Source organism: Clavibacter sp. AC415, from assembly GCF_979252985.1.
Genome location: NZ_CEEDAR010000012.1, coordinates 78,074 through 100,470, shown reverse-complemented (window position 1 = coordinate 100,470; position 22,397 = coordinate 78,074). Strand labels below are relative to the sequence as shown.

The 22,397-nt window shown below is 73.0% G+C and carries 19 protein-coding genes and 7 pseudogenes; 21 read left to right on the top strand and 5 right to left on the bottom strand.

Features of this window, described 5'->3' with window-relative positions; all coding sequences use genetic code 11:
- Positions 1–27: 27 nt before the first annotated feature.
- From thrB to prmC, 7 genes and pseudogenes are all read left to right on the top strand, one after another.
- Positions 28–949, top strand: a pseudogene (thrB, locus tag ACZ411_RS04100) (homoserine kinase).
- 284 nt (positions 950–1,233) lie between these two features.
- Positions 1,234–1,866 (top strand): Rho termination factor N-terminal domain-containing protein, encoded by a 633-nt coding sequence (locus tag ACZ411_RS04095; RefSeq protein WP_464168736.1) that lies wholly within the window; start codon positions 1,234–1,236, stop codon positions 1,864–1,866.
- 459 nt (positions 1,867–2,325) lie between these two features.
- Positions 2,326–2,610, top strand: a pseudogene (locus tag ACZ411_RS04090) (transcription termination factor Rho); the annotation flags it as partial.
- Between the two features lie 58 nt (positions 2,611–2,668).
- Positions 2,669–3,313, top strand: a complete 645-nt coding sequence (rho, locus tag ACZ411_RS04085; RefSeq protein ID WP_464168734.1) for a transcription termination factor Rho — start codon at positions 2,669–2,671, stop codon at positions 3,311–3,313.
- Positions 3,310–3,645 (top strand): hypothetical protein, encoded by a 336-nt coding sequence (locus ACZ411_RS04080; protein WP_464168732.1) that lies wholly within the window; start codon positions 3,310–3,312, stop codon positions 3,643–3,645. Before rho ends, ACZ411_RS04080 begins: the two co-directional genes overlap by 4 nt.
- A 3-nt stretch (positions 3,646–3,648) precedes the next feature.
- A pseudogene (gene prfA / locus ACZ411_RS04075) lies at positions 3,649–4,731 on the top strand (peptide chain release factor 1).
- A 78-nt stretch (positions 4,732–4,809) separates the two neighbouring features.
- Positions 4,810–5,686 (top strand): annotated as a pseudogene (prmC, locus tag ACZ411_RS04070) (peptide chain release factor N(5)-glutamine methyltransferase).
- Positions 5,687–5,967: 281 nt separating this feature from the next.
- Here the strand turns inward: prmC and ACZ411_RS04065 are convergent.
- Positions 5,968–6,342, bottom strand: a pseudogene (locus tag ACZ411_RS04065) (HAD family hydrolase); the annotation flags it as partial.
- A gap of 124 nt (positions 6,343–6,466) precedes the next feature.
- Here ACZ411_RS04065 and ACZ411_RS04060 point away from each other — a divergent pair.
- The 12 genes and pseudogenes from ACZ411_RS04060 to yaaA all read left to right on the top strand — a co-directional run bounded on the left by ACZ411_RS04060 (position 6,467) and on the right by yaaA (position 17,244).
- Positions 6,467–7,435 (top strand): L-threonylcarbamoyladenylate synthase, encoded by a 969-nt coding sequence (locus tag ACZ411_RS04060; RefSeq protein ID WP_258071887.1) that lies wholly within the window; start codon positions 6,467–6,469, stop codon positions 7,433–7,435.
- 261 nt (positions 7,436–7,696) lie between these two features.
- Entirely contained in the window at positions 7,697–8,506 is an 810-nt protein-coding gene (locus ACZ411_RS04055; RefSeq protein WP_464168729.1) for an MraY family glycosyltransferase, read from the top strand.
- On the top strand, positions 8,398–9,225 hold the full coding sequence (locus ACZ411_RS04050) for a hypothetical protein (protein ID WP_464168727.1): 828 nt from the start codon (positions 8,398–8,400) through the stop codon (positions 9,223–9,225). Before ACZ411_RS04055 ends, ACZ411_RS04050 begins: the two co-directional genes overlap by 109 nt.
- Before the next feature lie 207 nt (positions 9,226–9,432).
- Positions 9,433–10,227 carry a F0F1 ATP synthase subunit A gene (gene atpB, locus ACZ411_RS04045; protein ID WP_094115476.1) on the top strand — a complete coding sequence of 265 codons (795 nt, stop codon included), beginning with the start codon at positions 9,433–9,435 and terminating at the stop codon, positions 10,225–10,227.
- Positions 10,228–10,273: 46 nt separating this feature from the next.
- On the top strand, positions 10,274–10,507 hold the full coding sequence (locus tag ACZ411_RS04040) for an ATP synthase F0 subunit C (protein ID WP_012037850.1): 234 nt from the start codon (positions 10,274–10,276) through the stop codon (positions 10,505–10,507).
- Positions 10,508–10,518: 11 nt separating this feature from the next.
- Positions 10,519–11,086 (top strand): annotated as a pseudogene (locus tag ACZ411_RS04035) (F0F1 ATP synthase subunit B).
- Positions 11,086–11,878, top strand: a pseudogene (locus ACZ411_RS04030) (F0F1 ATP synthase subunit delta). Before ACZ411_RS04035 ends, ACZ411_RS04030 begins: the two co-directional pseudogenes overlap by 1 nt.
- 55 nt (positions 11,879–11,933) lie before the next feature.
- The gene (atpA, locus tag ACZ411_RS04025; protein ID WP_464168720.1) at positions 11,934–13,571 is read left to right on the top strand and encodes a F0F1 ATP synthase subunit alpha; all 1,638 of its coding nucleotides are present in this window, start codon (positions 11,934–11,936) and stop codon (positions 13,569–13,571) included.
- Between the two features lie 49 nt (positions 13,572–13,620).
- Positions 13,621–14,520: a F0F1 ATP synthase subunit gamma gene (locus ACZ411_RS04020; RefSeq protein WP_104290867.1), complete on the top strand. Its 900-nt coding sequence runs from the start codon at positions 13,621–13,623 to the stop codon at positions 14,518–14,520.
- A gap of 36 nt (positions 14,521–14,556) precedes the next feature.
- Positions 14,557–16,017 (top strand): F0F1 ATP synthase subunit beta, encoded by a 1,461-nt coding sequence (gene atpD / locus ACZ411_RS04015; protein WP_094115480.1) that lies wholly within the window; start codon positions 14,557–14,559, stop codon positions 16,015–16,017.
- A 1-nt stretch (position 16,018) separates the two neighbouring features.
- Positions 16,019–16,288, top strand: coding sequence for a F0F1 ATP synthase subunit epsilon (locus ACZ411_RS04010; RefSeq protein ID WP_094115481.1), 270 nt, complete (start codon positions 16,019–16,021; stop codon positions 16,286–16,288).
- Between the two features lie 200 nt (positions 16,289–16,488).
- Positions 16,489–17,244: a peroxide stress protein YaaA gene (yaaA, locus tag ACZ411_RS04005; protein WP_464168717.1), complete on the top strand. Its 756-nt coding sequence runs from the start codon at positions 16,489–16,491 to the stop codon at positions 17,242–17,244.
- A gap of 77 nt (positions 17,245–17,321) precedes the next feature.
- Here yaaA and ACZ411_RS04000 read toward each other — a convergent pair whose 3' ends face one another.
- The 3 genes from ACZ411_RS04000 to ACZ411_RS03990 all read right to left on the bottom strand — a co-directional run bounded on the left by ACZ411_RS04000 (position 17,322) and on the right by ACZ411_RS03990 (position 19,117).
- Positions 17,322–17,912, bottom strand: a complete 591-nt coding sequence (locus ACZ411_RS04000) for a DNA-3-methyladenine glycosylase I (RefSeq protein WP_464168715.1) — start codon at positions 17,910–17,912, stop codon at positions 17,322–17,324.
- Positions 17,909–18,532 (bottom strand): methylated-DNA--[protein]-cysteine S-methyltransferase, encoded by a 624-nt coding sequence (locus ACZ411_RS03995; protein ID WP_464168713.1) that lies wholly within the window; start codon positions 18,530–18,532, stop codon positions 17,909–17,911. Before ACZ411_RS03995 ends, ACZ411_RS04000 begins: the two co-directional genes overlap by 4 nt.
- Before the next feature lie 105 nt (positions 18,533–18,637).
- Complete coding sequence (locus tag ACZ411_RS03990) at positions 18,638–19,117, bottom strand: Lrp/AsnC family transcriptional regulator (RefSeq protein ID WP_094115484.1); 480 nt, start codon at positions 19,115–19,117, stop codon at positions 18,638–18,640.
- Positions 19,118–19,849: 732 nt separating this feature from the next.
- Between ACZ411_RS03990 and ACZ411_RS03985 the strand changes: the two genes are divergently transcribed.
- Together ACZ411_RS03985 and ACZ411_RS03980 are read left to right on the top strand one after the other, a co-directional pair.
- Positions 19,850–20,494 carry an FHA domain-containing protein gene (locus ACZ411_RS03985; RefSeq protein ID WP_464168711.1) on the top strand — a complete coding sequence of 215 codons (645 nt, stop codon included), beginning with the start codon at positions 19,850–19,852 and terminating at the stop codon, positions 20,492–20,494.
- Entirely contained in the window at positions 20,491–21,324 is an 834-nt protein-coding gene (locus tag ACZ411_RS03980; RefSeq protein ID WP_464168709.1) for a PP2C family protein-serine/threonine phosphatase, read from the top strand. Before ACZ411_RS03985 ends, ACZ411_RS03980 begins: the two co-directional genes overlap by 4 nt.
- A gap of 36 nt (positions 21,325–21,360) precedes the next feature.
- Here the strand turns inward: ACZ411_RS03980 and dapD are convergent, their stop codons facing one another.
- Complete coding sequence (gene dapD, locus ACZ411_RS03975) at positions 21,361–22,365, bottom strand: 2,3,4,5-tetrahydropyridine-2,6-dicarboxylate N-succinyltransferase (RefSeq protein ID WP_104291021.1); 1,005 nt, start codon at positions 22,363–22,365, stop codon at positions 21,361–21,363.
- Positions 22,366–22,397: the final 32 nt, after the last annotated feature.

Here is a 22,397-nt window from a genome sequence, read left to right as displayed (position 1 = left end):
GCTCGCCCCCTCGCCGTCGGCCGGCGCGTGCAGGTGCGCGTGCCCGCCACGAGCGCCAACCTCGGCCCCGGCTTCGACACCCTGGGCCTCGCGCTCGCGCTCTACGACGACCTCACGGTCACGGTCCGCGACGAGCCCGGTGCGATGGTCGACGTCCGCGGCGTCGGCGCGGGCGAGGTGCCGACCGACGCGTCCAACCTCGTCGTCACCGCCATCGCGCACACCTTCGCCGCGTTCGACCAGCCGATGCCCGGCCTCGACCTCGTCGCCGAGAACCGCATCCCGCACGGCCGCGGCCTCGGCTCCTCCGGCGCCGCCATCGTCTCCGGCATCATGGCGGCCCAGGGCCTCCTCCAGGGGACGGTCGAGATCGACGCCGACGCGCTGCTGCGCCTCGCCACCGAGATGGAGGGGCACCCGGACAACGTGGCGCCCGCGCTCTTCGGCGGCCTCACCATCGCCTGGGTCGACGGCGCCGGGCCGCAGCACAAGAAGCTGGCCGTGCACCGCGGCGTCTCGCCGCTCGTGCTCGTGCCGGTGGCCACCATGTCCACCGCGCTCGCGCGCAGCCTCCAGCCGGAGTCGGTCCCGCACGAGGACGCGATCTTCAACGTCTCCCGCTCGGCGCTCCTCATCGCGGCCCTCATCCAGAGCCCCGAGCTCCTGCTCGCCGCCACCGAGGACCGCCTGCACCAAGACTACCGCGCCGCGGCGATGCCCGAGACGAACGAGCTGATCCACCTGCTCCGCGAGCGGGGCTACGCGGCCGTCGTCTCCGGGGCGGGCCCGTCGCTCCTCGTCCTCGGCAGCGACCCGGGCCAGCGGCTCACGGCCGCCGAGCTCGTGGCGGAGCGCCAGCTCCTCGCCGTGGCAGGCGCTCATGCTCGCCGTGGACGTCAAGGGCTGCACGGTCCAGGTCGTCGACGCCGGCGCCGTGTCCGCCGCGTAGCCGCATCCGCACGACCCGGCGCGCCGTTCCCCGCGGGCGGTGCGCCGGGTGCTAGGCTCATCGCGACCCCGGGTCGACGGATCCACGCATGCGCGTCGGAGATCCGGTCCCGGTGGTCGTTCTCACCACTCACCCGCTGTCGTCTCTGCAAGATCCCGTGCCTTCGTGCCCGACAGCAGCTCCGGACGGAATCAGACCGTCCGCCGCTCGGCGAGACGCACGCGATCGGCTCTCCTCCGCACGGAGCTCGTCCCGGCGGATCGACAGCCCCACGCACATGACCGATGTCGACAACCGCGCCACCGTCGCGGACCCTGAGCGCGCTCCGCGTCTCCCAGCTCCAGGCCATCGCCTCCGAGCTCGGGATCCCGGGCGGCTCCAAGCTCCGGAAGGGCGAGCTCGTGACCGCGATCTCCGAGATCCAGGCTGCCCGGGGACTCACCGTCCCCGCCCTCACGGAGGCCGTCGCCTCCGACGCGCCCGCCGAGACCGGCGACGCGACCCCCACCGCCGACGCGACCGCTGCCGCTGACGCGGCGCCCGTCGTCGAGGAGGCACCCGCCCCGGAGCCCGTCGTCGCCGACGCCGCTCCTGTCGCGGACGCCGCTCCTGCCGCCGAGGCGCCTGCCGCCGAGGCCCCCGCGCCCGCTCCGGCCGCGGATCCCGCCGCGCCACCACCGCCCGCATCGTGCCGGAGCGCATCGAGGAGCCCGTCGAGGCGCCCGCCGTCGCCGAGCCCGCGAGCACCGGCCTCGAGGCGCGCATCGCGCAGGCCACCACCGGCCGCACCGACGCGCCTCGTGCCGACGAGAGCCGCACCGAGGCGCCCACCGGTCGCCGTGGATCGCGCCGCGCCTCGAGTGCCGGCGTGGTCGACCCCGCCGCCGAGGCCCCCCGCCAGGCCGCGCAGCACGTGAACAGCGGCCGAGACGGCCGACCAGCTCGTCCCCGCCGAGGCCGAGGCGCCTGCCGCCGACGCGTCGACCGAGGAGCAGGCTGCCGCGCAGCGCTCCGGCCGTGGCCGCCGCCGCGGAGCGAGCACGACTCCCAGGAGACGGCCGCGCAGGACGCGACCGCCGCCCCGGCCGCGCAGGACGCGTCCGCGCCGACCGCCGAGGCCTCCGCGCCCGAGCGCCAGGCGACGACCACGACTCCGACGGCCAGGACGGCCGTCGCGACGACCAGCCCCGCGAGGGCGGCCGCAACCGCAGCCGCAACCGCCGCAACCGCGACCGAGGCCGCGACCAGGACGACCAGCAGCAGGGCGGCCGCGATCAGGCGCCCGCGAGCCCGACGCCGACGACGAGGCGCAGGAGGAGGCCCGCACGGGCCGCCAGCGCCAGAACGGCCGCGGCCAGGGCGACCGCACGCAGGACGTGCGCGCCGACCAGGCCCGCGCCGACCTCGGCCGCGACGACGACCGGGGCGGGCGCAGCCGCTACCGCGACCGCAAGCGCGGCCGCGGCCAGGGCGGCGACGACTTCGAGCCCGAGGTCACCGAGGACGACGTGCTCCTGCCCGTCGCCGGCATCCTCGACGTGCTCGACAACTACGCGTTCGTCCGCACGTCCGGCTACCTGCCGGGCACCAACGACGTGTACGTCTCGCTCGGCCAGGTGAAGAAGCACTCGCTGCGCAAGGGCGACGCCATCGTCGGCGCCATCCGCCAGCCGCGCGAGAACGACAGCCAGAGCCGCCAGAAGTACAACGCCATCGCTCGTGAAGATCGACTCGGTCAACGGCCTGCCGCCCGAGGAGGCCGCGAACCGCGTCGAGTTCGGCAAGCTCACGCCGCTGTACCCGCAGGACCGCCTCAGCCTGGAGACCGAGCCCGCCAAGCTCACGACGCGGATCATCGACCTCGTGTCGCCGATCGGCAAGGGCCAGCGCGGCCTCATCGTCTCGCCGCCCAAGGCCGGCAAGACGCTGGTCCTCCAGGCCATCGCGAACGCCATCGCCACGAACAACCCCGAGGTCCACCTCATGGTCGTCCTGGTCGACGAGCGTCCCGAGGAGGTCACCGACATGCAGCGCACGGTGAAGGGCGAGGTCATCGCCTCGACCTTCGACCGTCCCGCCGAGGACCACACCACGGTCGCCGAGCTCGCCATCGAGCGCGCGAAGCGCCTCGTGGAGCTCGGTCATGACGTGGTCGTCCTGCTCGACTCCATCACCCGCCTCGGTCGCGCCTACAACCTCGCGGCGCCCGCGTCGGGCCGCATCCTCTCGGGCGGCGTCGACTCGTCGGCGCTCTACCCGCCGAAGCGCTTCTTCGGGGCCGCGCGCAACATCGAGCACGGGGGATCGCTTCACGATCCTCGCCACGGCGCTCGTGGAGACCGCGGTCCAAGATGGACGAGGTGATCTTCGAGGAGTTCAAGGGCACCGGCAACATGGAGCTCCGCCTCTCCCGCGCCCTCGCCGACAAGCGGATCTTCCCGGCCGTCGACGTCAACGCCTCCGGCACGCGCCGCGAGGAGATGCTCATGGGCGCCGACGAGGTCAAGGTCACCTGGAAGCTGCGCCGCGCACTCGCCGGGCTCGAGCAGCAGCAGGCCCTCGAGATCGTCCTCAGCCGCCTGAAGGAGACGACGTCCAACGTCGAGTTCCTGATGAAGGTGCAGGCCTCCATGCCCAACACCGCCAACGGCGTGTCCCACCAGAGCCACGGGCACGGCGCGCACGAGAAGGGCTGACGCGTGTTCGAGTCCGTCGTCCAGCTGCTGGAGGAGCACGAGGAGCTCCAGCAGCAGCTTCGGCGACCCCGAGCTGCACGCCGACGCCGCCCGCTCGCGCAAGGTCGACCCGCCGCTACGCGGAGCTCAGCCGCATCGTCGCCGCCCACGCGGAATGGACCCAGCTGGGCGACGACCTGGCCGCCGCGCGCGAGCTGGCCGAGGAGGACGCGGCGTTCGCCGACGAGATCCCCGGCCTCGAGGAGTCGCTCGACCAGGCGCAGGAGAAGCTCCGGCGGCTCCTGATCCCGCGCGACCCGGACGACGCGCGCGACGTCATCATGGAGATCAAGATGGGGGAGGGCGGCGCGGAGTCCGCGCTGTTCGCCGCCGACCTCCTGCGCATGTACCTCCACTACGCCGAGTCGCGCCGCTGGAAGACCGAGGTCCTCAGCCAGACGCAGAGCGACCTCGGCGGCTAGCAAGGACGTGCAGGTCGCCATCAAGGGCACCTCGGACGACCCCGCGCTCGGCGTGTGGGCGCACCTCAAGTACGAGGGTGGGGTGCACCGCGTCCAGCGGGTGCCGGCGACCGAGTCGCAGGGCCGCATCCACACCTCGGCCGCGGGCGTGCTCGTGATCCCCGAGGTGGAGGAGGTGGAGGAGGTCGCCATCGACCCCGACGACCTCAAGATCGACGTGTACCGCTCGTCCGGCCCCGGCGGCCAGTCGGTCAACACGACCGACTCCGCCGTCCGCATCACCCACCTGCCCACGGGCATCGTGGTCGCGATGCAGAACGAGAAGAGCCAGCTGCAGAACCGCGAGGCGGGCATGCGCGTGCTGCGCGCCCGCGTGCTCGCGAAGCAGCAGGAGGAGATCGACGCGGAGGCCTCGGCCGTGCGCCGGAGCCAGATCCGCACGATGGACCGGTCCGAGCGCATCCGCACGTACAACTTCCCGGAGAACCGCATCGCGGACCACCGCACGGGCTACAAGGCGTACAACCTCGACGCCGTGATGGACGGCGCCCTCGACCCGGTCGTGGAGTCGTGCATCCTGGCCGACGAGGAGGCGCGCCTCGACGCGCTCGGGACGGACGCGTGACGGCCCGACCCGGCGTGGCGGGCACCGCGTCGCGCGGATCCGCCGCCCTCGGCACCCGGGCGCGCGGCCCGCTCGCCCGTGCCTGACGGGGAGGGCGTCCCCTCGACCGTGGACGCCCTCCGCATGCGCGTCGGGCAGGCGCTGGCCGCCGCCGGCGTCGAGGACCCCGCGGTCGACGCGGAGCTCCTGATCGGCCACGTGCTCGGGCTCTCCCGCGGGCAGGTGCAGTCGCGCGCGATCACGCGCGCGGCCGTCGCGACCGCGGACGCCGCGCGCGTCCTCGAGCTGGCCGCGCGCCGCGCCCGCCGCGAGCCGCTGCAGCACATCACGGGCGTCGCCCACTTCCGCTCCCTCGAGCTCCAGGTCGGCCCCGGCGTGTTCGTGCCGCGTCCCGAGACGGAGCACGTCGCGCAGCTCGCGATCGACGCGCTGGGCGCGGCCCCCGGAGACGCGCCCGTCGCCGTCGACCTCGGCACGGGATCCGGCGCGCTCGTGCTCGCGCTGGCCACCGAGGTGCCGCACGCCCGCGTCCACGCCGTCGAGGTCTCGCCCGCCGCGCACGCCTGGATCGGCCCGCAACGTCGCCCGCACCGCACCCCGCGTCGACCTCGTCCTCGGCGACCTGGCCGACGCCTTCCCCGAGCTCGACGGGACGGTCTCGGTCGTCGTGTCCAACCCCCCGTACATCCCCGTGGACGCGGTGCCGCGCGACCCGGAGGTGCGGCTGCACGATCCCGCGCTCGCCCTCTACGGCGGGACCGACGGCCTCGACGTCGTCCGTCTCGTCTCCGCCACCGCGCGGCGGCTCCTGCACCCGGGCGGCGCCCTCGTGATCGAGCACGGCGAGCTGCAGGGCGACGCGATCCGCGCCCTGCTCGACGCCGACGGCTGGCGCGCGACGGCCACGCGCCAGGACCTCACGCGGCGCGACCGCGCGACGACCGCCGTCCGCTGACGTCGGGCGACCGCGACCGCGACCGCGACCGCGACCGCGTGCTCGACTGCGCGCGGGTTCAGCCCGGGGCCGCGCGCCGGATGAACTCCTCGACGGCCGGCATGAGGTCCCCGGGCCCGCGGACGTGGTGCCCGGTGATCCCGAGCGCGCGCGCCGAGGCGACGTTGTCGATCCGGTCGTCCGCGAAGAAGTGTCCGCTCGGCCGGGTGGTCGTCTGCGGCGAGCACCCCGCGGAAGACGGCGGGATCGGGCTTCCGTGCGCCGTATCCGCTCGACGTCCGCAGGTGCTCGAGCCCGAACAGCGGCACCAGCTCGGGAGCCAGCGTGGGCAGATGACGCGCCGCGAGGGCGTTGTTGTTGGTGAGGAGGGTGACGCGCCCGGCCTCCCGGGCCCGCGCCACGGCCTCGAGCGCCGACGGACGCACCACCATCGACGCGCGTCGGCGGCGGACCCACTCGTCCTCGTCCATCTCGACGCCCACGGCGCGGCAGAAGGCGTCGAGGTACGCGTCGGCGTCGAAGCGACCCGCCTCCGCGGCCCATTCGCCGTCGTCGTTGTACCAGCGCCGGCGGAGCTCGGCGAGGTCGTGACCCGTCGCCTGGGTGATGCGGTCGGCCGGCCCCCGCCAGTCGTGGTCGTACAGCACGTCGTCCATGTCGAACACGAACAGGAGCCCGCGGGCATCGGGGGAGGAGGGCGCGGAGGTCACGCGCCCAGTATGCGGGCGGCGGCGCGGCGCGGACGCCCCGCTCAGGGCCCGGGCGACCGGCTCGGCTACGATGAGCGACGACATGGCGCGCATCTACGACTGCTCAGTCGACACCGACCTCCTCACCGGCATGAGACTCGCCCGACAGGCGGTGGGCCGCGGCGAGGTCGTCGTCATCCCCACGGACACCGTGTACGGGATCGCCGCCGACGCGTTCAACCCCCAGGCGGTGCAGCGGCTCCTCGACGCGAAGGGCCGCGGACGCGACGCCCCGCCGCCCGTCCTCATCCCCGGGCAGTCCACGCTCGACGCCCTGGCCGACTTCGTCCCCGACGTCGTCCGCCGCCTGGTCGACGAGTTCTGGCCGGGCGGCCTCACGGTGATCCTCGTGGCGCAGCCGTCCCTCGTCTGGGACCTCGGCGAGACGCGCGGTACCGTGGCGCTCCGCATGCCCGCCAACTCGTACGCGCTGGAGCTCCTCGCGGAGACCGGCCCGCTCGCGGTGTCGTCCGCGAACCGAACGGGCGAGCCCGCCGCCGCCAGCGCCGAGGACGCGGTCGCCCAGCTCGGCGAGAGCGTGGAGATCTTCCTCGACGGCGGCGCCGCCGGGGGAGCGGCCTCCACCATCGTCGACGCGTCGCGCGTCACCGCGGCCGGCGGCCGCGTCCGCATCGTCCGGGAGGGCGCCGTCACGCGCGCGCAGATCCAGCACCTCATCGGCGACGAGCTCGAGCCCGTCGTGCAGGCGCCGTCCGAGTCTGCCGACGACGCGTCGGGCCCCGAGGCCGCCGACGAGACGTCCGACTCCGAGCCCGCCCTCGTGCCGGACGAGCCCGCGACGCCGCGCGGCACGGCGAGCGGCGCCGAGCGCGGCGACCGCGTCCCCGAGCCGGCCGCCCCCGCGGACCCGCAGGCGGGCCCGACCTACCCGGCGTTCGTCGAGCCCGACGCGCAGCGGGCGTCCGACGCGCAGCCGGCATCCGAGGAGCCTCAGGCCTCCGCCGAGCCCCCCGCGGATCCGCCCGCGCACCCCCGGTGACCTACTACGCGGCCATGGCGGTCGTCTCGGCGGTCATCACGCTCGTCCTGTCGATGGTCGTCATGAAGCTCGGCTACCGCTACAAGCTGTATCCCGCCATCCGCGCGCGCGACGTGCACACCCGGCCGACGCCGCGCCTGGGGGGCGTGGCCATGTTCGCCGGCATCCTGGTGGCGTTCGCCGTCGCGTCGCAGGTCTCCTGGTTCCGGGCTGGTCTTCGACCGGCCCGGCCCCGTCATCGCGATCCTCGGGGCCGCGCTCATGATCGTCGTCATCGGCGTCCTCGACGACGTCTACGACCTCGACTGGATGATCAAGCTGGCCGGGCAGATCCTCGCCGCGGGCCTCCTCGCCTGGCAGGGCGTCGCGATCTCCTCGCTGCCCATCGGCGGCCTCACCGTCGGCTCCTCGCAGATGTCGATCATGCTGACGATCTTCGCGATCGTGCTCGTCATGAACGCCGTCAACTTCATCGACGGGCTCGACGGCCTCGTCGCCGGCGTCGCGATCATCGCCAACGGCGCCTTCTTCCTCTACAGCTTCCTGCTCTCGGACACCGCGACCGGCCAGACGGAGCGCTTCAACCTCGCGTCGCTCATCAGCGCCATCCTCATCGGCGCCTGCCTCGGGTTCCTCCCCTTCAACTGGCACCCCGCCAAGCTGTTCATGGGCGACGCCGGAGCGCTGCTGGTCGGGCTCCTCATGGCCACGAGCGCCATCGCCGTCACGGGAGAGATCGACCCCAACCCGGAGACGTTCGGCCGCTCCCAGCTCCTCCCGGCGTTCCTCCCGATCCTCCTGCCGTTCGCGATCCTCATCGTGCCGCTGCTCGACTTCGCCCTCGCGGTGTTCCGGCGCCTCAAGGCGGGCAAGTCGCCGTTCAGCGCCGACCGCAAGCACCTCCACCACCGTCTGCTCGACATGGGCCACTCGCGCCTGCACGCGACGCTCATCTTCTACGCGTGGACGGGCGTCGTCTCGGCCGGGTGCCTCCTGCAGTGTTCGTCGTGCAGCCGTACGCGTGGGGCGTCGGCTTCATCGCCGTCGGCATGGTCGCCTGCGCCGTCGTGACGCTCGCGCCGCTCAGCCGGCGCAAGCGCCTCGAGGCCGCGGCGCAGCTGGTCCCCGCCGACGCGGACTCCGACGACGCCGCCGCGTTCGACCCCCTCGACGAGGCCGCCCCCGACCGCCCCCTCGCGCGCCTCAGCGAGGCGGAGCTCGCGACGGTCGAGCGCGAGCACGCCGGCCTCGCCACCGGGGCCATCGCGACCCGAACCCACCGACGGCCCGCACCCGGGCGACAGCAAGGAGACACCATGACCGACAGCGCCCCCGCCCCCGTGCCCGCGGAGCGCCCCGCCGCCAAGAAGGACGTCTTCTCCCGCATCCTCGTGGCCGGCGCCGTGCTCGCCCTCGCCATCGCGGTGGTGGGCGGCATCGTCGGCTTCGCGGTCGACGGCGGCCGCGGGCTCCTCAGCGCCGTCATCGGCAGCGCCATGGCGCTCGTGTTCCTCGGCCTGACGGCGGGCAGCATCCTGTTCGCGAACCGGTTCCAGTCCTCGCCGATCTACCCGACGCTGTTCTTCTCCGTCGTGCTCGGCGCGTGGCTGCTGAAGTTCGTCGTGTTCCTGGCCATCACGCTCGCGCTCAAGGAGCAGCCCTGGATCAACCTGGTGGTGCTCTTCGTGACCGTCATCGTGGGCGTCGTGGGCGCGCTGGTGGTGGACATGATCGTCATCACCAAGGCGCGCGTGGGGTACGTCAGCGACGCCCACCTGCCCGGGCGCTAGGCGCCCCGCCCGACCGCTCCGCGCCGCGGACGCGATTAGTCAGGGCACCCTCATTGTTGATAGTCTCTCTCGTGACGATTCCCGTCGGGCCGTGCCCAGAACCACCTCACGCCGGCGTCTTCTCACCCCATCCGTTCGTCGCCGCGAGAGCTCGCGCTCCACGCCCCGAAACAGGAGATAGCGCTGTTAGCCACCGCTGCACCCAGCATCATCACCCTCGCCGCTGAAGACTCGGGTGAGGGGTTCCACGCTCCCACGCTGTCGGAGTTCTTCCCGCCGATCGCCTTCTTCGAGGGCACGGGCTTCGACCTCAACCGCATCATGCTCATCAGGCTCCTGGTGATGGTGGTCCTCGTGGTCCTGTTCGTCGTCGGCACGCGGAAGCTGTCGCTCGTCCCCGGCCGCGGGCAGAACCTCATGGAGATGGGCGTGGACTTCGTCCGCGTCAACATCGCGGAGGACATCCTCGGCAAGAAGGACGGCCGGCGCTTCCTGCCGATCCTCATGACCATCTTCTTCCTGGTCCTCGGCATGAACCTGACGGGCGTCATCCCGTTCCTGAACATCGCGGGCACCGCGGTCATCGGCCTCCCGATGCTGCTCGCGGTCGTCGCGTACGTCACCTTCATCTACGCCGGCATCAAGGACCGGGGCGTGATGTTCTTCAAGAACACGCTGTTCCCCGCCGGTGCGCCGAAGGCGGTCTACCTCCTCCTCACGCCCATCGAGTTCCTCTCGACGTTCATCATCCGACCGGTCGCGCTCACGCTCCGACTCCTGATGAACATGCTCGTGGGGCACCTCCTGCTGGTGCTCTGCTTCTCCGCGACGTGGTTCTTCCTGTTCGAGGCACAGGGCGCGCTCAAGATCCTGGGCGCCGGCACCCTCGTCCTCGGATTCGCGTTCACGCTCTTCGAGCTGCTCGTCGCCGTCCTGCAGGCCTACATCTTCGCCCTCCTCACCGCCGTCTACATCCAGATGGCCGTGGCGGAGGAGCACTAAGCGATCTCGTCCACCCACGAGATCACCCAACCGGAAGGAAACCCCAGTGGACCCCATCATTCTCGCCGAGATCAACGGCAACATCGCGACCGTCGGCTACGGCCTCGCAGCGATCGGCCCCGGCATCGGCGTCGGCATCGTCGCGGGCAAGACCGTCGAGGCCATGGCCCGCCAGCCCGAGATGGCCGGCAGCCTCCGCACCACGATGTTCCTCGGCATCGCGTTCTCCGAGGCGCTCGCGCTCATCGGCCTCGCGACCTACTTCATCTTCACCAACTAGGGGACACGCACATGCTCACGCCCCACAACGTGATGGCGGCAGGTGAAGAAGCGCCGAGCATCCTCCTTCCCGCGGTCTACGACATCGTGTGGTCGGCGGTCGTGTTCGTCGTCCTCCTGCTCGTCATCTGGAAGTACGCGCTGCCGCGCGTCTACGCCATGCTCGACGGCCGCACCGAGGCCATCGCCGGCGGCATCGAGAAGGCCGAGCGCGCGCAGGCCGAGGCGGACGCCGCCAAGGCCGAGCTGACCGCCCAGCTCGCCGAGGCACGCGCCGAGGCCGGTCGCATCCGCGACCAGGCCCGGGTCGACGCGACGGCGATCGCCGCGGAGATCAAGGAGCAGGCCCAGGCCGACGCCGCCCGGATCACCGCCAGCGCGCAGCAGCAGATCGAGGCCGAGCGCCAGCAGGCGGTCGTCTCGCTCCGGTCCGAGGTCGGGTCGCTCGCGATCGACCTCGCGTCAGGGCGTCATCGGCCAGAGCCTCACGGACGACCAGCGCTCCACCGCGCTCGTCGACCGGTTCCTCGCCGACCTGGAGGCCAGCGAGACCGCCGGCAGGACGGGATCCGCCAGCTGATGGGCAGTGCATCGCGCCGCATCGCTGGACTCGGCCCGCCGCGTCCTCGCGGAGCTCGGGGGCGTCGACCTGTCGACGGCCGGTCAGCTCCTCGGGGCTGGCCGCGCCATCGGCGGATCCACGCACCTGCTCTCCGCGCTGGCGGACACCGGCATCGCGCCGGAGGTCAAGCACAGCATCGTCGACCGGGTCTTCGGTGCCACCGTGCAGGAGCCGGCGCTCCGCGTCCTCCGCGCGGTCGTCGACGGCCGCTGGTCCTCGCACGAGGAGCTGCTCGCGGGCATCGAGGAGCTCGGCATCCGTGCCGCGGCCATCTCGGCGCCGGAGGGCACGCCCATCGAGGCGGAGCTGTTCACGTTCGGCCGCGCGGTCTCCACGGACGACGCCCTGGAGCTCGCCCTGGGCGACAAGCTGGGCGACCCCGTGGCCAAGTCCACGCTCGTCCACCGTCTCCTCGACGGCCGGGCGTCGGAGCAGGCCATCGTCATCGTCGAGCAGCTCGTGCAGCAGCCCCGCGGCCGCCGCATGGGGGAGCTCGTGCGCTCCGCCGCCACCCTCGTGGCCGACCAGGCGGGCTTCACCATCGCCACGGTCCGCGTCGCCTCGCCCCTGTCGCCCGAGCAGTCGGAGCGGCTCGCGCAGGCACTGAGCCGCCGGTACTCCCGGCGGGTCGAGCTGAACCAGGTCGTGGACCGCGACCTCGTCGGCGGCCTCCGCGTCCAGATCGGCGACGACGTCATCGACGGCAGCGTCGCCACCAGGATCAACGATTTGAGACTCCAGTTCGCCTGACCGGCGGGCGTCACCTCGGGGGCCGTCGGCCCTCGTGAATGCAAAGGGAAAGAAGATGGCAGAACTTTCGATCAGCCCCGACGAGATCCGGGACGCGCTCAAGGACTTCGTGCAGTCCTACGAGCCCGGCAAGGCCTCGACCACCGAGGTCGGCTACGTGCTCGACGCGGGCGACGGAATCGCCCACGTGCAGGGCCTGCCCGGCGTCATGGCCAACGAGCTCATCACGTTCGCCGACGGGACCCTGGGCCTCGCCCAGAACCTGGAGGAGAGCGAGATCGGCGTCATCGTGCTCGGCGAGTTCGCCGGCATCGAGGAGGGCATGGAGGTGCGCCGCACCGGCGAGGTGCTCTCCGTCCCCGTCGGCGACGGCTACCTGGGCCGCGTCGTGGACCCGCTGGGCAACCCCATCGACGGCCAGGGCGAGATCGCCTCCGAGGGCCGTCGCGCGCTGGAGCTCCAGGCGCCCGGCGTCATGCAGCGCAAGAGCGTGCACGAGCCCATGCAGACCGGCATCAAGGCCATCGACGCCATGATCCCGATCGGCCGCGGCCAGCGCCAGCTCATCATCGGCGACCGCCAGACCGGCAAGACGGCCATCGCGATCGACACGATCATCAACCAGAAGGCCAACTGGGAGTCCGGCGACACGAACAAGCAGGTCCGCTGCATCTACGTCGCCATCGGCCAGAAGGGCTCCACCATCGCCTCGGTGCGCGGCGCCCTCGAGGAGGCCGGCGCCATGGAGTACACGACCATCGTCGCGTCCCCCGCGTCCGACCCCGCCGGCTTCAAGTACCTGGCGCCCTACACCGGCTCGGCCATCGGCCAGCACTGGATGTACGGCGGCAAGCACGTCCTCATCATCTTCGACGACCTGTCCAAGCAGGCCGAGGCCTACCGCGCCGTCTCGCTCCTCCTGCGCCGTCCGCCGGGACGCGAGGCGTACCCCGGCGACGTCTTCTACCTGCACTCCCGCCTGCTCGAGCGCTGCGCCAAGCTCTCGGACGAGCTGGGTGCCGGTTCCATGACGGGCCTGCCCATCATCGAGACGAAGGCCAACGACGTCTCGGCGTACATCCCGACCAACGTGATCTCGATCACCGACGGCCAGATCTTCCTCCAGTCGGACCTGTTCAACGCGAACCAGCGTCCCGCGGTGGACGTCGGCATCTCGGTGTCCCGCGTCGGCGGCGACGCCCAGGTGAAGAGCATCAAGAAGGTCTCCGGCACGCTGAAGCTCGAGCTCGCGCAGTACCGCTCCCTCGAGGCGTTCGCGATCTTCGCGTCCGACCTCGACGCGGCCAGCCGTCGCCAGCTCGCCCGCGGCGCACGCCTCACCGAGCTGCTCAAGCAGCCCCAGTACTCGCCGTTCCCCATCGAGGAGCAGGTCGTCTCGATCTGGGCGGGCACGAAGGGCAAGCTCGACGAGGTCCCCGTCGAGGACATCCTCCGCTTCGAGCGGGAGCTGCTCGACCACCTCCACCGCAACACGGAGGTCCTGTCGCAGCTGAAGGAGAAGAACGTCCTCACCGACGACATCACCGACGCCCTCGACAAGGCCGTGGACCAGTTCAAGCTCGAGTTCCAGACGGGCGAGGGCAACCCGCTCGCCTCCGTGGGATCCGAGAGGTTCGAGCCCGCCAAGGCCGAGGACGTCAACCAGGAGCAGATCGTCAAGGGCAAGCGCTGACGCGCTCGCCTCACCGATCCGCCACCGACCGAGACCGATAGGGAGACTCATGGGAGCGCAACTCCGGGTCTACACGCAGAAGATCAAGTCCGCGCAGACGACGAAGAAGATCACCCGCGCGATGGAGCTGATCTCCGCGTCGCGCATCCAGAAGGCGCAGCAGCGGATGGCGGCGTCCGCGCCGTACTCGCGCGCCGTCACGCGCGCGGTCTCGGCGGTGGCGACGTTCTCCAACGTCGACCACATCCTCACGACCGAGCCCGAGAAGGTGGAGCGGGCGGCGATCGTCGTCTTCGCCTCCGACCGCGGCCTCGCCGGCGCGTTCAGCTCCAGCGTCCTGAAGGAGTCGGAGCAGCTCGCCGAGCTCCTCCGCTCGCAGGGCAAGGAGATCGTGTACTACCTCGTCGGGCGCAAGGCCGTCGGGTACTTCAAGTTCCGCAAGCGCTCCTCGGAGCGCATCTGGACCGGCAGCACCGAGAAGCCGGAGTTCGAGACGGCCAAGTCCATCGGCGACGCGCTCGTGGAGAAGTTCGTGGCACCGGCGTCCGAGGGCGGCGTGGACGAGATCCACATCGTCTTCAACCGCTTCGTGTCGATCGCCACGCAGAAGCCCGAGGTCGTCCGGCTGCTGCCGCTCGAGGTCGTCGAGGGGGTGGAGGCGCCCGACCAGGGTGCCGTCCTGCCGCTCTACGAGTTCGAGCCCGAGGTGGGCGACGTGCTCGACGCGCTGCTGCCCGTCTACATCGAGAGCCGCATCTTCAACGCCATGCTGCAGTCGGCCGCCTCCGAGCATGCCGCGCGCCAGAAGGCCATGAAGTCGGCGAGCGACAACGCCGACAAGCTCGTGACCACCTACACGCGGCTGCGCAACAACGCGCGCCAGACGGAGATCACCCAGCAGATCTCCGAGATCGTCGGCGGCGCGGACGCGCTCGCCTCCAGCAAGTAACACCTCACGCTCCACGAATGAAGAAGAGAGACACCAATGACTGACACCGCCACTGCGCCGGTCGACACCGACAGGGTGGCCGGCGTCGGACGCATCGCACGCGTCACCGGCCCGGTCGTGGACATCGAGTTCCCGCACGACTCGATCCCCCCGGTCTACAACGCCCTGAAGACCACCATCACCATCGGCGAGGACTCCACGGAGATCACGCTCGAGGTCGCCCAGCACCTCGGCGACGACCTGGTGCGCGCCATCGCCCTCAAGCCCACGGACGGCCTCGTCCGCGGCCAGGAGGTGCGCGACACCGGCGAGGCCATCTCGGTCCCCGTCGGCGACATCACCAAAGGCAAGGTCTTCAACGTCACCGGCGACGTGCTCAACAACGTCGGCGGTGAGAAGATCGAGATCACCGAGCGCTGGCCCATCCACCGCAAGCCCCCGATGTTCGACCAGCTGGAGTCGAAGACCCAGTTGTTCGAGACCGGCATCAAGGTCATCGACCTCCTCACCCCGTACGTGCAGGGCGGCAAGATCGGCCTGTTCGGCGGAGCGGGCGTCGGCAAGACCGTCCTCATCCAGGAGATGATCCAGCGCGTCGCGCAGGACCACGGCGGCGTGTCCGTGTTCGCGGGCGTCGGCGAGCGCACCCGTGAGGGCAACGACCTCATCATGGAGATGGAGGAGGCCGGCGTCTTCGACAAGACCGCGTTGGTCTTCGGCCAGATGGACGAGCCGCCGGGAACGCGCCTGCGAGTGGCCCTGTCCGCGCTCACGATGGCGGAGTACTTCCGCGACGTGCAGAACCAGGACGTGCTGCTCTTCATCGACAACATCTTCCGCTTCACGCAGGCCGGCTCCGAGGTCTCCACGTTGCTCGGCCGCATGCCGTCCGCGGTGGGCTACCAGCCGAACCTCGCGGACGAGATGGGCGTGCTCCAGGAGCGCATCACGTCGACCCGCGGCCACAGCATCACCTCGCTGCAGGCCATCTACGTCCCCGCGGACGACTACACCGACCCGGCGCCGGCCACCACGTTCGCGCACCTCGACGCGACCACGGAGCTCAGCCGCGAGATCGCGTCGCGCGGTCTCTACCCGGCCGTCGACCCGCTGACGTCCACCAGCCGCATCCTCGACCCGCGGTACCTGGGCCAGGCGCACTACGACACGGCCACCCGCGTCAAGGCGATCCTGCAGAAGAACAAGGAGCTCCAGGAGATCATCGCGATCCTCGGCGTCGACGAGCTCTCCGAGGAGGACAAGGTCACGGTCAGCCGTGCCCGCCGCATCCAGCAGTTCCTCTCGCAGAACACGTACATGGCGAAGAAGTTCACGGGCGTCGAGGGCTCCACGGTGCCGCTGAAGAACACCATCGAGTCCTTCTCGAAGATCGCCGACGGCGAGTACGACCACGTCGCCGAGCAGGCGTTCTTCAACGTGGGCGACCTCGACGACGTCGACCGCCGCTGGTCCGAGATCCAGAAGGAGAACGGCTGACATGGCCCGCGCTGATCTCACGGTCACCGTGGTCTCGGCCGACCAGCAGGTCTGGTCCGGCCAGGCCTCCATGGTCGTCGCGCGCACGAGCGAGGGCGAGATCGGCATCCTCGCCGGTCACGAGCCGCTCCTGGCGATCCTCGCGACCGGCAACGTCCGCATCACGCAGGACGGCGGTGCCGTGATCACGGCCGACGCCGACGAGGGCTTCCTCTCGGTCGAGAACGACAACGTGACCGTGGTCGCGCGCCAGGCCGCCCTGGTCGCGTAGCGCCACCTCCGTCCGACGGCGGGCGGTCCCCTCGGGGGCCGTCCGCCGTCGTGCGTCCGGCGTGCGCGCTGTGCGTCTCCGGCGGTGCCCCGATGGCGGGCGTCCCGCGCGCGGTCCCGCCTCCGCGCTCGAACCGGCGCCTGCTGACCCCGTCCAGGGGCCCTCCGCGGCCCCGTCGTCCATCCGTCCCCGGAGGTCCCGTGCTCGTCCTGCTGCCCCCGTCCGAGACGAAGCGCGACGGCGGCGAGGCCGGCACGCGGCTCGACCTCGACCGGCTCGCCTTCCCCGAGCTGACCGCGGAGCGGCGCACCGTCGTGCGCGCGGTCGCGGAGCTCGCCCAGGACGCGGACGCCGCGACGCGGGTCCTGAAGCTCGGGCCGCGTCAGGCGGCGGAGGTGGAGCGCGACCGGGTCGTGGAGTCGTCGCCCACCATGCCGGCCCTGCTGCGCTACACGGGGGTGCTCTACGACCCCATCCGCGCCGACGCGTTGGATCCGGCGCAGCTGGAGTTCGCGGGGCGGCACGTGGCCGTGCACTCGGCCCTCCTCGGCCCCGTGCGGGCGACGGACCCGATACCGGCGTACCGGCTCTCGCACGACAGCCGCCTGTTGGGCGTCCGCATGAAGGCCCACTGGGCCGCGTCGGTGCGCCGGGTCCTCGAGGACGTCCCGGGTCTCGTGCTCGACCTCCGCTCCGACGGCTACGCGGCCCTCGGTCCGCGACCGGGGCACGAGGACTCGGCCGTGGTGCGCGTCGTCGCGCGCGGGGCGGACGGCACGGTGCGCGCCCTCAACCACTTCAACAAGAAGGCGAAGGGCGAGCTCGTGCGGGCGCTCATCCTCGGCGGGCGGGACCTCGCGTCCGTCGCGGACCTCCTGGACTGGGCGGCGGCCAGCGGCATCGAGCTGTCCCGCGGAGCCGACGGCGAGCTCGTGCTGGTGGCCGCTTCGCACTGACCGGAGCCGCGCGGACCGGAGGTGCGCCGACCTGGGCCTCCGGCCGATGGGCGCCGCCGGCCTCGCGGACCTCGCGGTCAGCCGGCGCGGTGGCAGCCGACGACGTGGTCGTCGACCAGTCCGGAGGACTGCATGAGCGCGTAGACCGTCGTAGGGCCGACGAAGCGGAGGCCGACCTGCTTGAGCTCCCGGCTGAGGGCCGTCGACCCGGGGGTGACGGCCGGGATGTCCGCCGCGGCCGCCGGTCGCGGCCGGGTGGCGGGATCCTCCGCGTGCGCCCACACCATGCGGTCGAGCGCTCCGTCGCCGCGCGCGTCCACGAGGGCGCGCACGGCGCGTGCGTTCCCGCGCGCCGCCTCGATCTTGGCGCGGTTGCGGATGATCCCCGCGTCGCTCATGAGGCGCTCCACGTCGTCCTCCTCCATGGCCGCGACCGCGTCGACGTCGAACCCGTGGAAGACCTCGCGGAACCGGGGCCGCTTGCGGAGGATCGTGATCCACGACAGCCCCGCCTGGAAGCCCTCCAGGCACAGCTTCTCGAAGAGCGGCCGGTCGCCGTGGAGCGGGCGACCCCACTCCTCGTCGTGGTACCTGCGGTACTCCGGGTCGGCGGCCGACCAGGCGCATCGGGCGAGGCCGTCGTCCCCGGTGACGAGGGAGGCCGTCACGAGGCGAGCACCGATCCCTCGAGCGCCAGCAGCCGGACCTTCGTCTCCACCCCGTCGCCGGCGCTGAAGCCCGTGACGCGGCCGTCGGCCCCGAGCACGCGGTGGCAGGGGATGAGGAGGCACAGCCGGTTGGCGCCCACGGCGCCGCCCACCGCGCGAGCTCCACCGGGTCGACCCGCCGCCTCGGCCAGGGCGCCGTAGGTGGTGACGCCGCCGTGGGGGATGCGCGCGAGGGCCCGCCAGACGGCGACCTGGAAGGGGGTGCCACGGAGCGCCAGGGGCACGTCGAGCACCTGGCGCCGCCCGGCGAAGTACTCCTGCAGCTGGCGGGCCGTCTCCTCCAGCACGGCGCTCGGCTGGTCGTCGAGGTGGTCGAGCGGCAGGCGGTCGGCCGTCGCGATGGAGAGCGACGCGACGCGGTCCCCCTCGCCGACGATCTCGAGCCGGCCCACGGGCGAGGGCATCCGCAGGAGCGCGGTGCCGGGCGGCAGCTCGTGGACGGCGGTCGTCGGGGGCAGCTCGGTGCCCCGGTGGGCGTCGGCGGTCCCGGACGCGAGCGACCGGGACGTCGTGCGCTCCGCTCGCGGGGCGGGGAGCGTGGCAGGGGAGGAGGGGATCATGCGGCGACGGTACGACGCGGGGCGTGGATCACGGGAGGCGCAGGCAGGTCGGGGGAGTGCGCGCGTGCGACGGGCCGCGGGAGGAGCCCCAGCGCGGTGCTGGGGTCACCGGGACCGCCCGTGGCCGTCCTGCGTGTGGACCTTGAGGTACACGAACGTCTCCGTGCTCACCACGCCCTCCAGGCCCCGGATGCGCGCGTTGAGCAGCTCCACGAGCTCCTCGTCGTCCTCGCACACCACCTCGGCCAGGAGGTCGAAGGTTCCGGCCGTCATGACGACGTAGTCGACCGCGGGGATCGCGGCGAGGGCATCGGCCACGATGCGCACGTCACCGCTCACGGTGACGCCGATCATGGCCTGACGGGTGAGGCCGAGCTGCTGCGGGTCGGTGAGGGCGACGATGCGGATCACGCCGGCGTCGGTCAGCTTCTGCACGCGCTGGCGGACGGCGGCCTCGCTCAGCCCGACCGCCTTGCCGATCTCCGCGTACGATCGGCGGCCGTCCTCGCGGAGCTGATCGACGATGGAGCGGGAGATGGCGTCCACGGGGAGCCCCCGGGCGGAGGGGCGCTGCGGCGTGCTCATCGTCCGAGCATGGCAGTCCGGAGGGGGCCGGGCAACCGGATCCGCGGCGACGCGCGCCGGGAGCTGCGCAGATGGCCCTCCGAGCCGCCTCTCGAGCCGAGCGATCCGGCGGCCGCGCACCCCTCGGCTGGGGCACGCGCGCGCGGTAGCATCGTGATCAGCGCGTCCGGCCGCCCGAGGCCCGGCGCCCACCGCCCGACCGGGCGCCGATCCTCGATGGAGCCGATGACGTGAGCGAGGGCTCCCACCGATCCGCTCCCTCCCGCGCGGGCTCCCCGGGCCTCGCGGTCGTCACCCCGCACGCCGTCGTCGTGCTGCCGGCCGGGGCCGCCCCGCGGGTCGTGGAGGACGTCTGGCGGATCCTCGCCGGCCCGTCCGCGGCGGCCGAGTCGATCGTCGCGGCGCTCCCGCTCCGGGGGCCGGACGAGGTGCCCTCCTTCGCCGTGCTCGTGCACGAGCGCGGCGGCGACGCCAGGGTGCGCCTGCAGGTGGTCCTCCGCGGTGACGCCGTCGTCGACGTGGAGGCCGACGACGCCGACGGCCTCCCGGCGGAGCCGCGCCGCGTAGATGCTCGCCAGGCGCAGCCGTTCTACCTGGCCACCCTCGACCGCGTCCGCGCCTACCGCGCCGGCGCCTCCGCGGACCGGGCTGCGGCGGATGCGCAGGACGGGCTCCCGCTCGTCGCGGGTGCCGTCGCCGCGGACGCCGTGGCCTGGCGCCTCGAGGCGCCGGATGCACCGGGCGCACGCGACCGCCGGCGCATCGGACGCCACGGACAGGGCGCTGGGTGCCACGGTCCTCGACGCCCCGGATCCCGCCGCCCCGGACACCGATGCCCCGCCCGCGGACCCGGCCTCCGCCCCGGCCGGTGCCCCGGTGCCCGCCGCCATCCCCGCCGAGGGCCGCCCCGACGCGGCCGCCCGTGGCCGCTCCGCCGGCATCCCGACCGTCGCGATCCGCACCCTCCCGGACGACGGCGAGGACGACACGACGCACACCGTGCACGCGTTCCGCGTCGTGCGCGAGGGCCGCCCGCAGGAGGCCGGCGACGGCGAGCCGGGCGGCGAGAGGATCCCGCTGGACGCGCCCGTCATCGTGGGCCGACGCCCGCGTCCGCCGCGCGTCGTGCGCGGCGCGGAGCCGCGCCTCGTGGCCGTGCCCTCGCCGCTCGGCGAGATCTCGGGCACGCACCTCGCGCTGCGGCAGGACTCGGGCGTGGTCGTCGTGACCGACCTCGACTCCACCAACGGGACCGCCGTGCTGGCACCGGGAGCCGAGCGGCTGGCGCTGCGCCCCGGGGAGTCCCTCGTGGTCGTCCCCGGCACGCGCATCGACCTGGGCGACGGCGTCGTCCTCGAGATCCTGTCCGCCCGATGACCGCCATCGGAGCGGACGTCGCGGAGACCTCCCTCGCCCTGCCGGACGGCCGCATCCTCGTGCTCGGCTGGGCGTCGGCGACCGACCGCGGGCTCCGCCGCGACCACAACGAGGACAGCCTGCTCGCCGCCGTGCCCTACTTCGCCGTCGCCGACGGCATGGGCGGGCACGCGGCCGGCGACGTGGCGAGCGACGCGGTCATCCGCCGCCTCGCCGAGGAGCAGGGGCGCGCCGAGTCCGGCTTCGCGGATCCCGAGGGGCTGGAGCCCGCGCTCGAACGCGCCGTGGAGGACATCCGCGAGGAGACCGGCGACCTGGAGCTGCACGCCGGGACGACCGTCACGGGCGCCTGCCTCACGCTGGTCTCGGATCGCCCGTACTGGGCCGTCTTCAACGTCGGGGACTCCCGCGTGTACCAGCTGCGCGGCGACGTGCTCGAGCAGGTCACCGTCGACCACTCCGTCGTGCAGGAGATGGTGGACGCCGGCCGCCTCACCCGCGCCCAGGCCGACCGGCACCCGGACGGCAACATCATCACCCGCGCGGTCGGCGTCGGCGACGCGGCCGAGGCGGACTACTGGCTGCTGCCGGTCACCGCGAGGCTCCGCCTGCTCGTGTGCTCGGACGGGCTCACCAAGGAGCTGTCGGACGCGGAGATCCGGGGGCACCTGCTGCGCGCGGACGACGCGGCCACGGCGGTGCGGGCCCTCGTCGTGCACGCGCTCGAGAACGGCGGACGCGACAACGTGACCGCGGTCGTGGTCGACGTCCTGCGGATCGACCCGCCCGCGGACGCCCCCGCCCCGCGCCGGCGGGTCCGGGGCCGCTGACGCCCGGGTCCGGGTGCTGCGCGGGGCGGACGGCCGCTACGCGTGCAGCGCCTCGTTGAGGATCGACCCGCCGCCGCGCCGCGGGACCGCCTCGACCGCCCCCGTGAGGGAGTTGCGGCGGAACAGGAGCCCCGGCCGGCCGGAGAGCTCCACGGCCTTCACCTGGGGCGCGCGGCCGTCGGCGCCGGGCGCGGCGCCGACGAGCAGGACCTTGGTGCCGGCCGTCACGTAGAGGCCGGCCTCGACGACGCTGTCGTCGCCTATGGAGATGCCCACGCCCGAGTTCGCCCCGAGGAGCGCCCGCTCGCCGATCGTCACCCGGTCCGTGCCGCCGCCCGAGAGCGTGCCCATGATGGACGCGCCGCCGCCGACGTCCGAGCCGTCGCCGACGACGACGCCCTGCGAGATCCGCCCCTCGACCATCGAGGACCCGAGCGTGCCGGCGTTGAAGTTGACGAAGCCCTCGTGCATGACGGTGGTGCCCGGTGCGAGGTGCGCGCCCAGGCGCACGCGGGAGGCGTCGGCGATGCGGACGCGGTCCGGCGTGACGTAGTCGAGCAGCCGCGGGAACTTGTCCACGCCGTGCGCGGCGATTCCCGCCCGCTGGAGGGACGGCCGGAGCCGGTCGAAGTCGTCGGGGTGCACCGGGCCGGCGTTCGTCCAGACGACGATGGGCAGGTGGCCGAAGATCCCCTCCAGCGACAGCCCGTTGGGCCTGACGAGGAGGTGGCTGAGCAGGTGGAGGCGGAGGTACGCGTCGGGCGTGGACGCCGGGGGCGTCTGGAGGTCGATCTCGACCGTGACGATGTCGACCGTGACGCCGCGACGCGGATCGGCGACCGCGAGCTCCTCGACCCAGGCCGGCGCGATCCAGCGGTCGCGTCCCGCGGGGAGCGCGCCGAGCTCCGGCGCGGGGAACCAGGTGTCGAGGACGGTGCCGTCGGAGGCGACGGTGGCGAGGCCGTAGCCCCACGCGGATCCGGAGGCGGGGACGGACCCGGCGGCGGGCGCGGCGGACGGGGACGGAGCGGGGGAGGCCATGCGGCCAGCGTACCGATCGGGCCGCGCCGTCC

Excerpts from the sequence above, each read along its gene's own strand:
- ACZ411_RS04095 (WP_464168736.1), top strand. The coding sequence starts at position 1,234 with ATGTCGACAACCGCGCCACCGTCGCGGACCCTGAGCGCGCTCCGCGTC.
- ACZ411_RS04060 (WP_258071887.1), top strand. The coding sequence starts at position 6,467 with ATGAGCGACGACATGGCGCGCATCTACGACTGCTCAGTCGACACCGAC.
- ACZ411_RS04055 (WP_464168729.1), top strand. The coding sequence starts at position 7,697 with ATGATCGTCGTCATCGGCGTCCTCGACGACGTCTACGACCTCGACTGG.
- atpA (WP_464168720.1), top strand. The coding sequence starts at position 11,934 with ATGGCAGAACTTTCGATCAGCCCCGACGAGATCCGGGACGCGCTCAAG.
- ACZ411_RS04020 (WP_104290867.1), top strand. The coding sequence starts at position 13,621 with ATGGGAGCGCAACTCCGGGTCTACACGCAGAAGATCAAGTCCGCGCAG.
- atpD (WP_094115480.1), top strand. The coding sequence starts at position 14,557 with ATGACTGACACCGCCACTGCGCCGGTCGACACCGACAGGGTGGCCGGC.
- ACZ411_RS04010 (WP_094115481.1), top strand. The coding sequence starts at position 16,019 with ATGGCCCGCGCTGATCTCACGGTCACCGTGGTCTCGGCCGACCAGCAG.
- ACZ411_RS03995 (WP_464168713.1), bottom strand. The coding sequence starts at position 18,532 with ATGATCCCCTCCTCCCCTGCCACGCTCCCCGCCCCGCGAGCGGAGCGC.
- ACZ411_RS03990 (WP_094115484.1), bottom strand. The coding sequence starts at position 19,117 with ATGAGCACGCCGCAGCGCCCCTCCGCCCGGGGGCTCCCCGTGGACGCC.
- ACZ411_RS03985 (WP_464168711.1), top strand. The coding sequence starts at position 19,850 with ATGCACCGGGCGCACGCGACCGCCGGCGCATCGGACGCCACGGACAGG.
- ACZ411_RS03980 (WP_464168709.1), top strand. The coding sequence starts at position 20,491 with ATGACCGCCATCGGAGCGGACGTCGCGGAGACCTCCCTCGCCCTGCCG.
- dapD (WP_104291021.1), bottom strand. The coding sequence starts at position 22,365 with ATGGCCTCCCCCGCTCCGTCCCCGTCCGCCGCGCCCGCCGCCGGGTCC.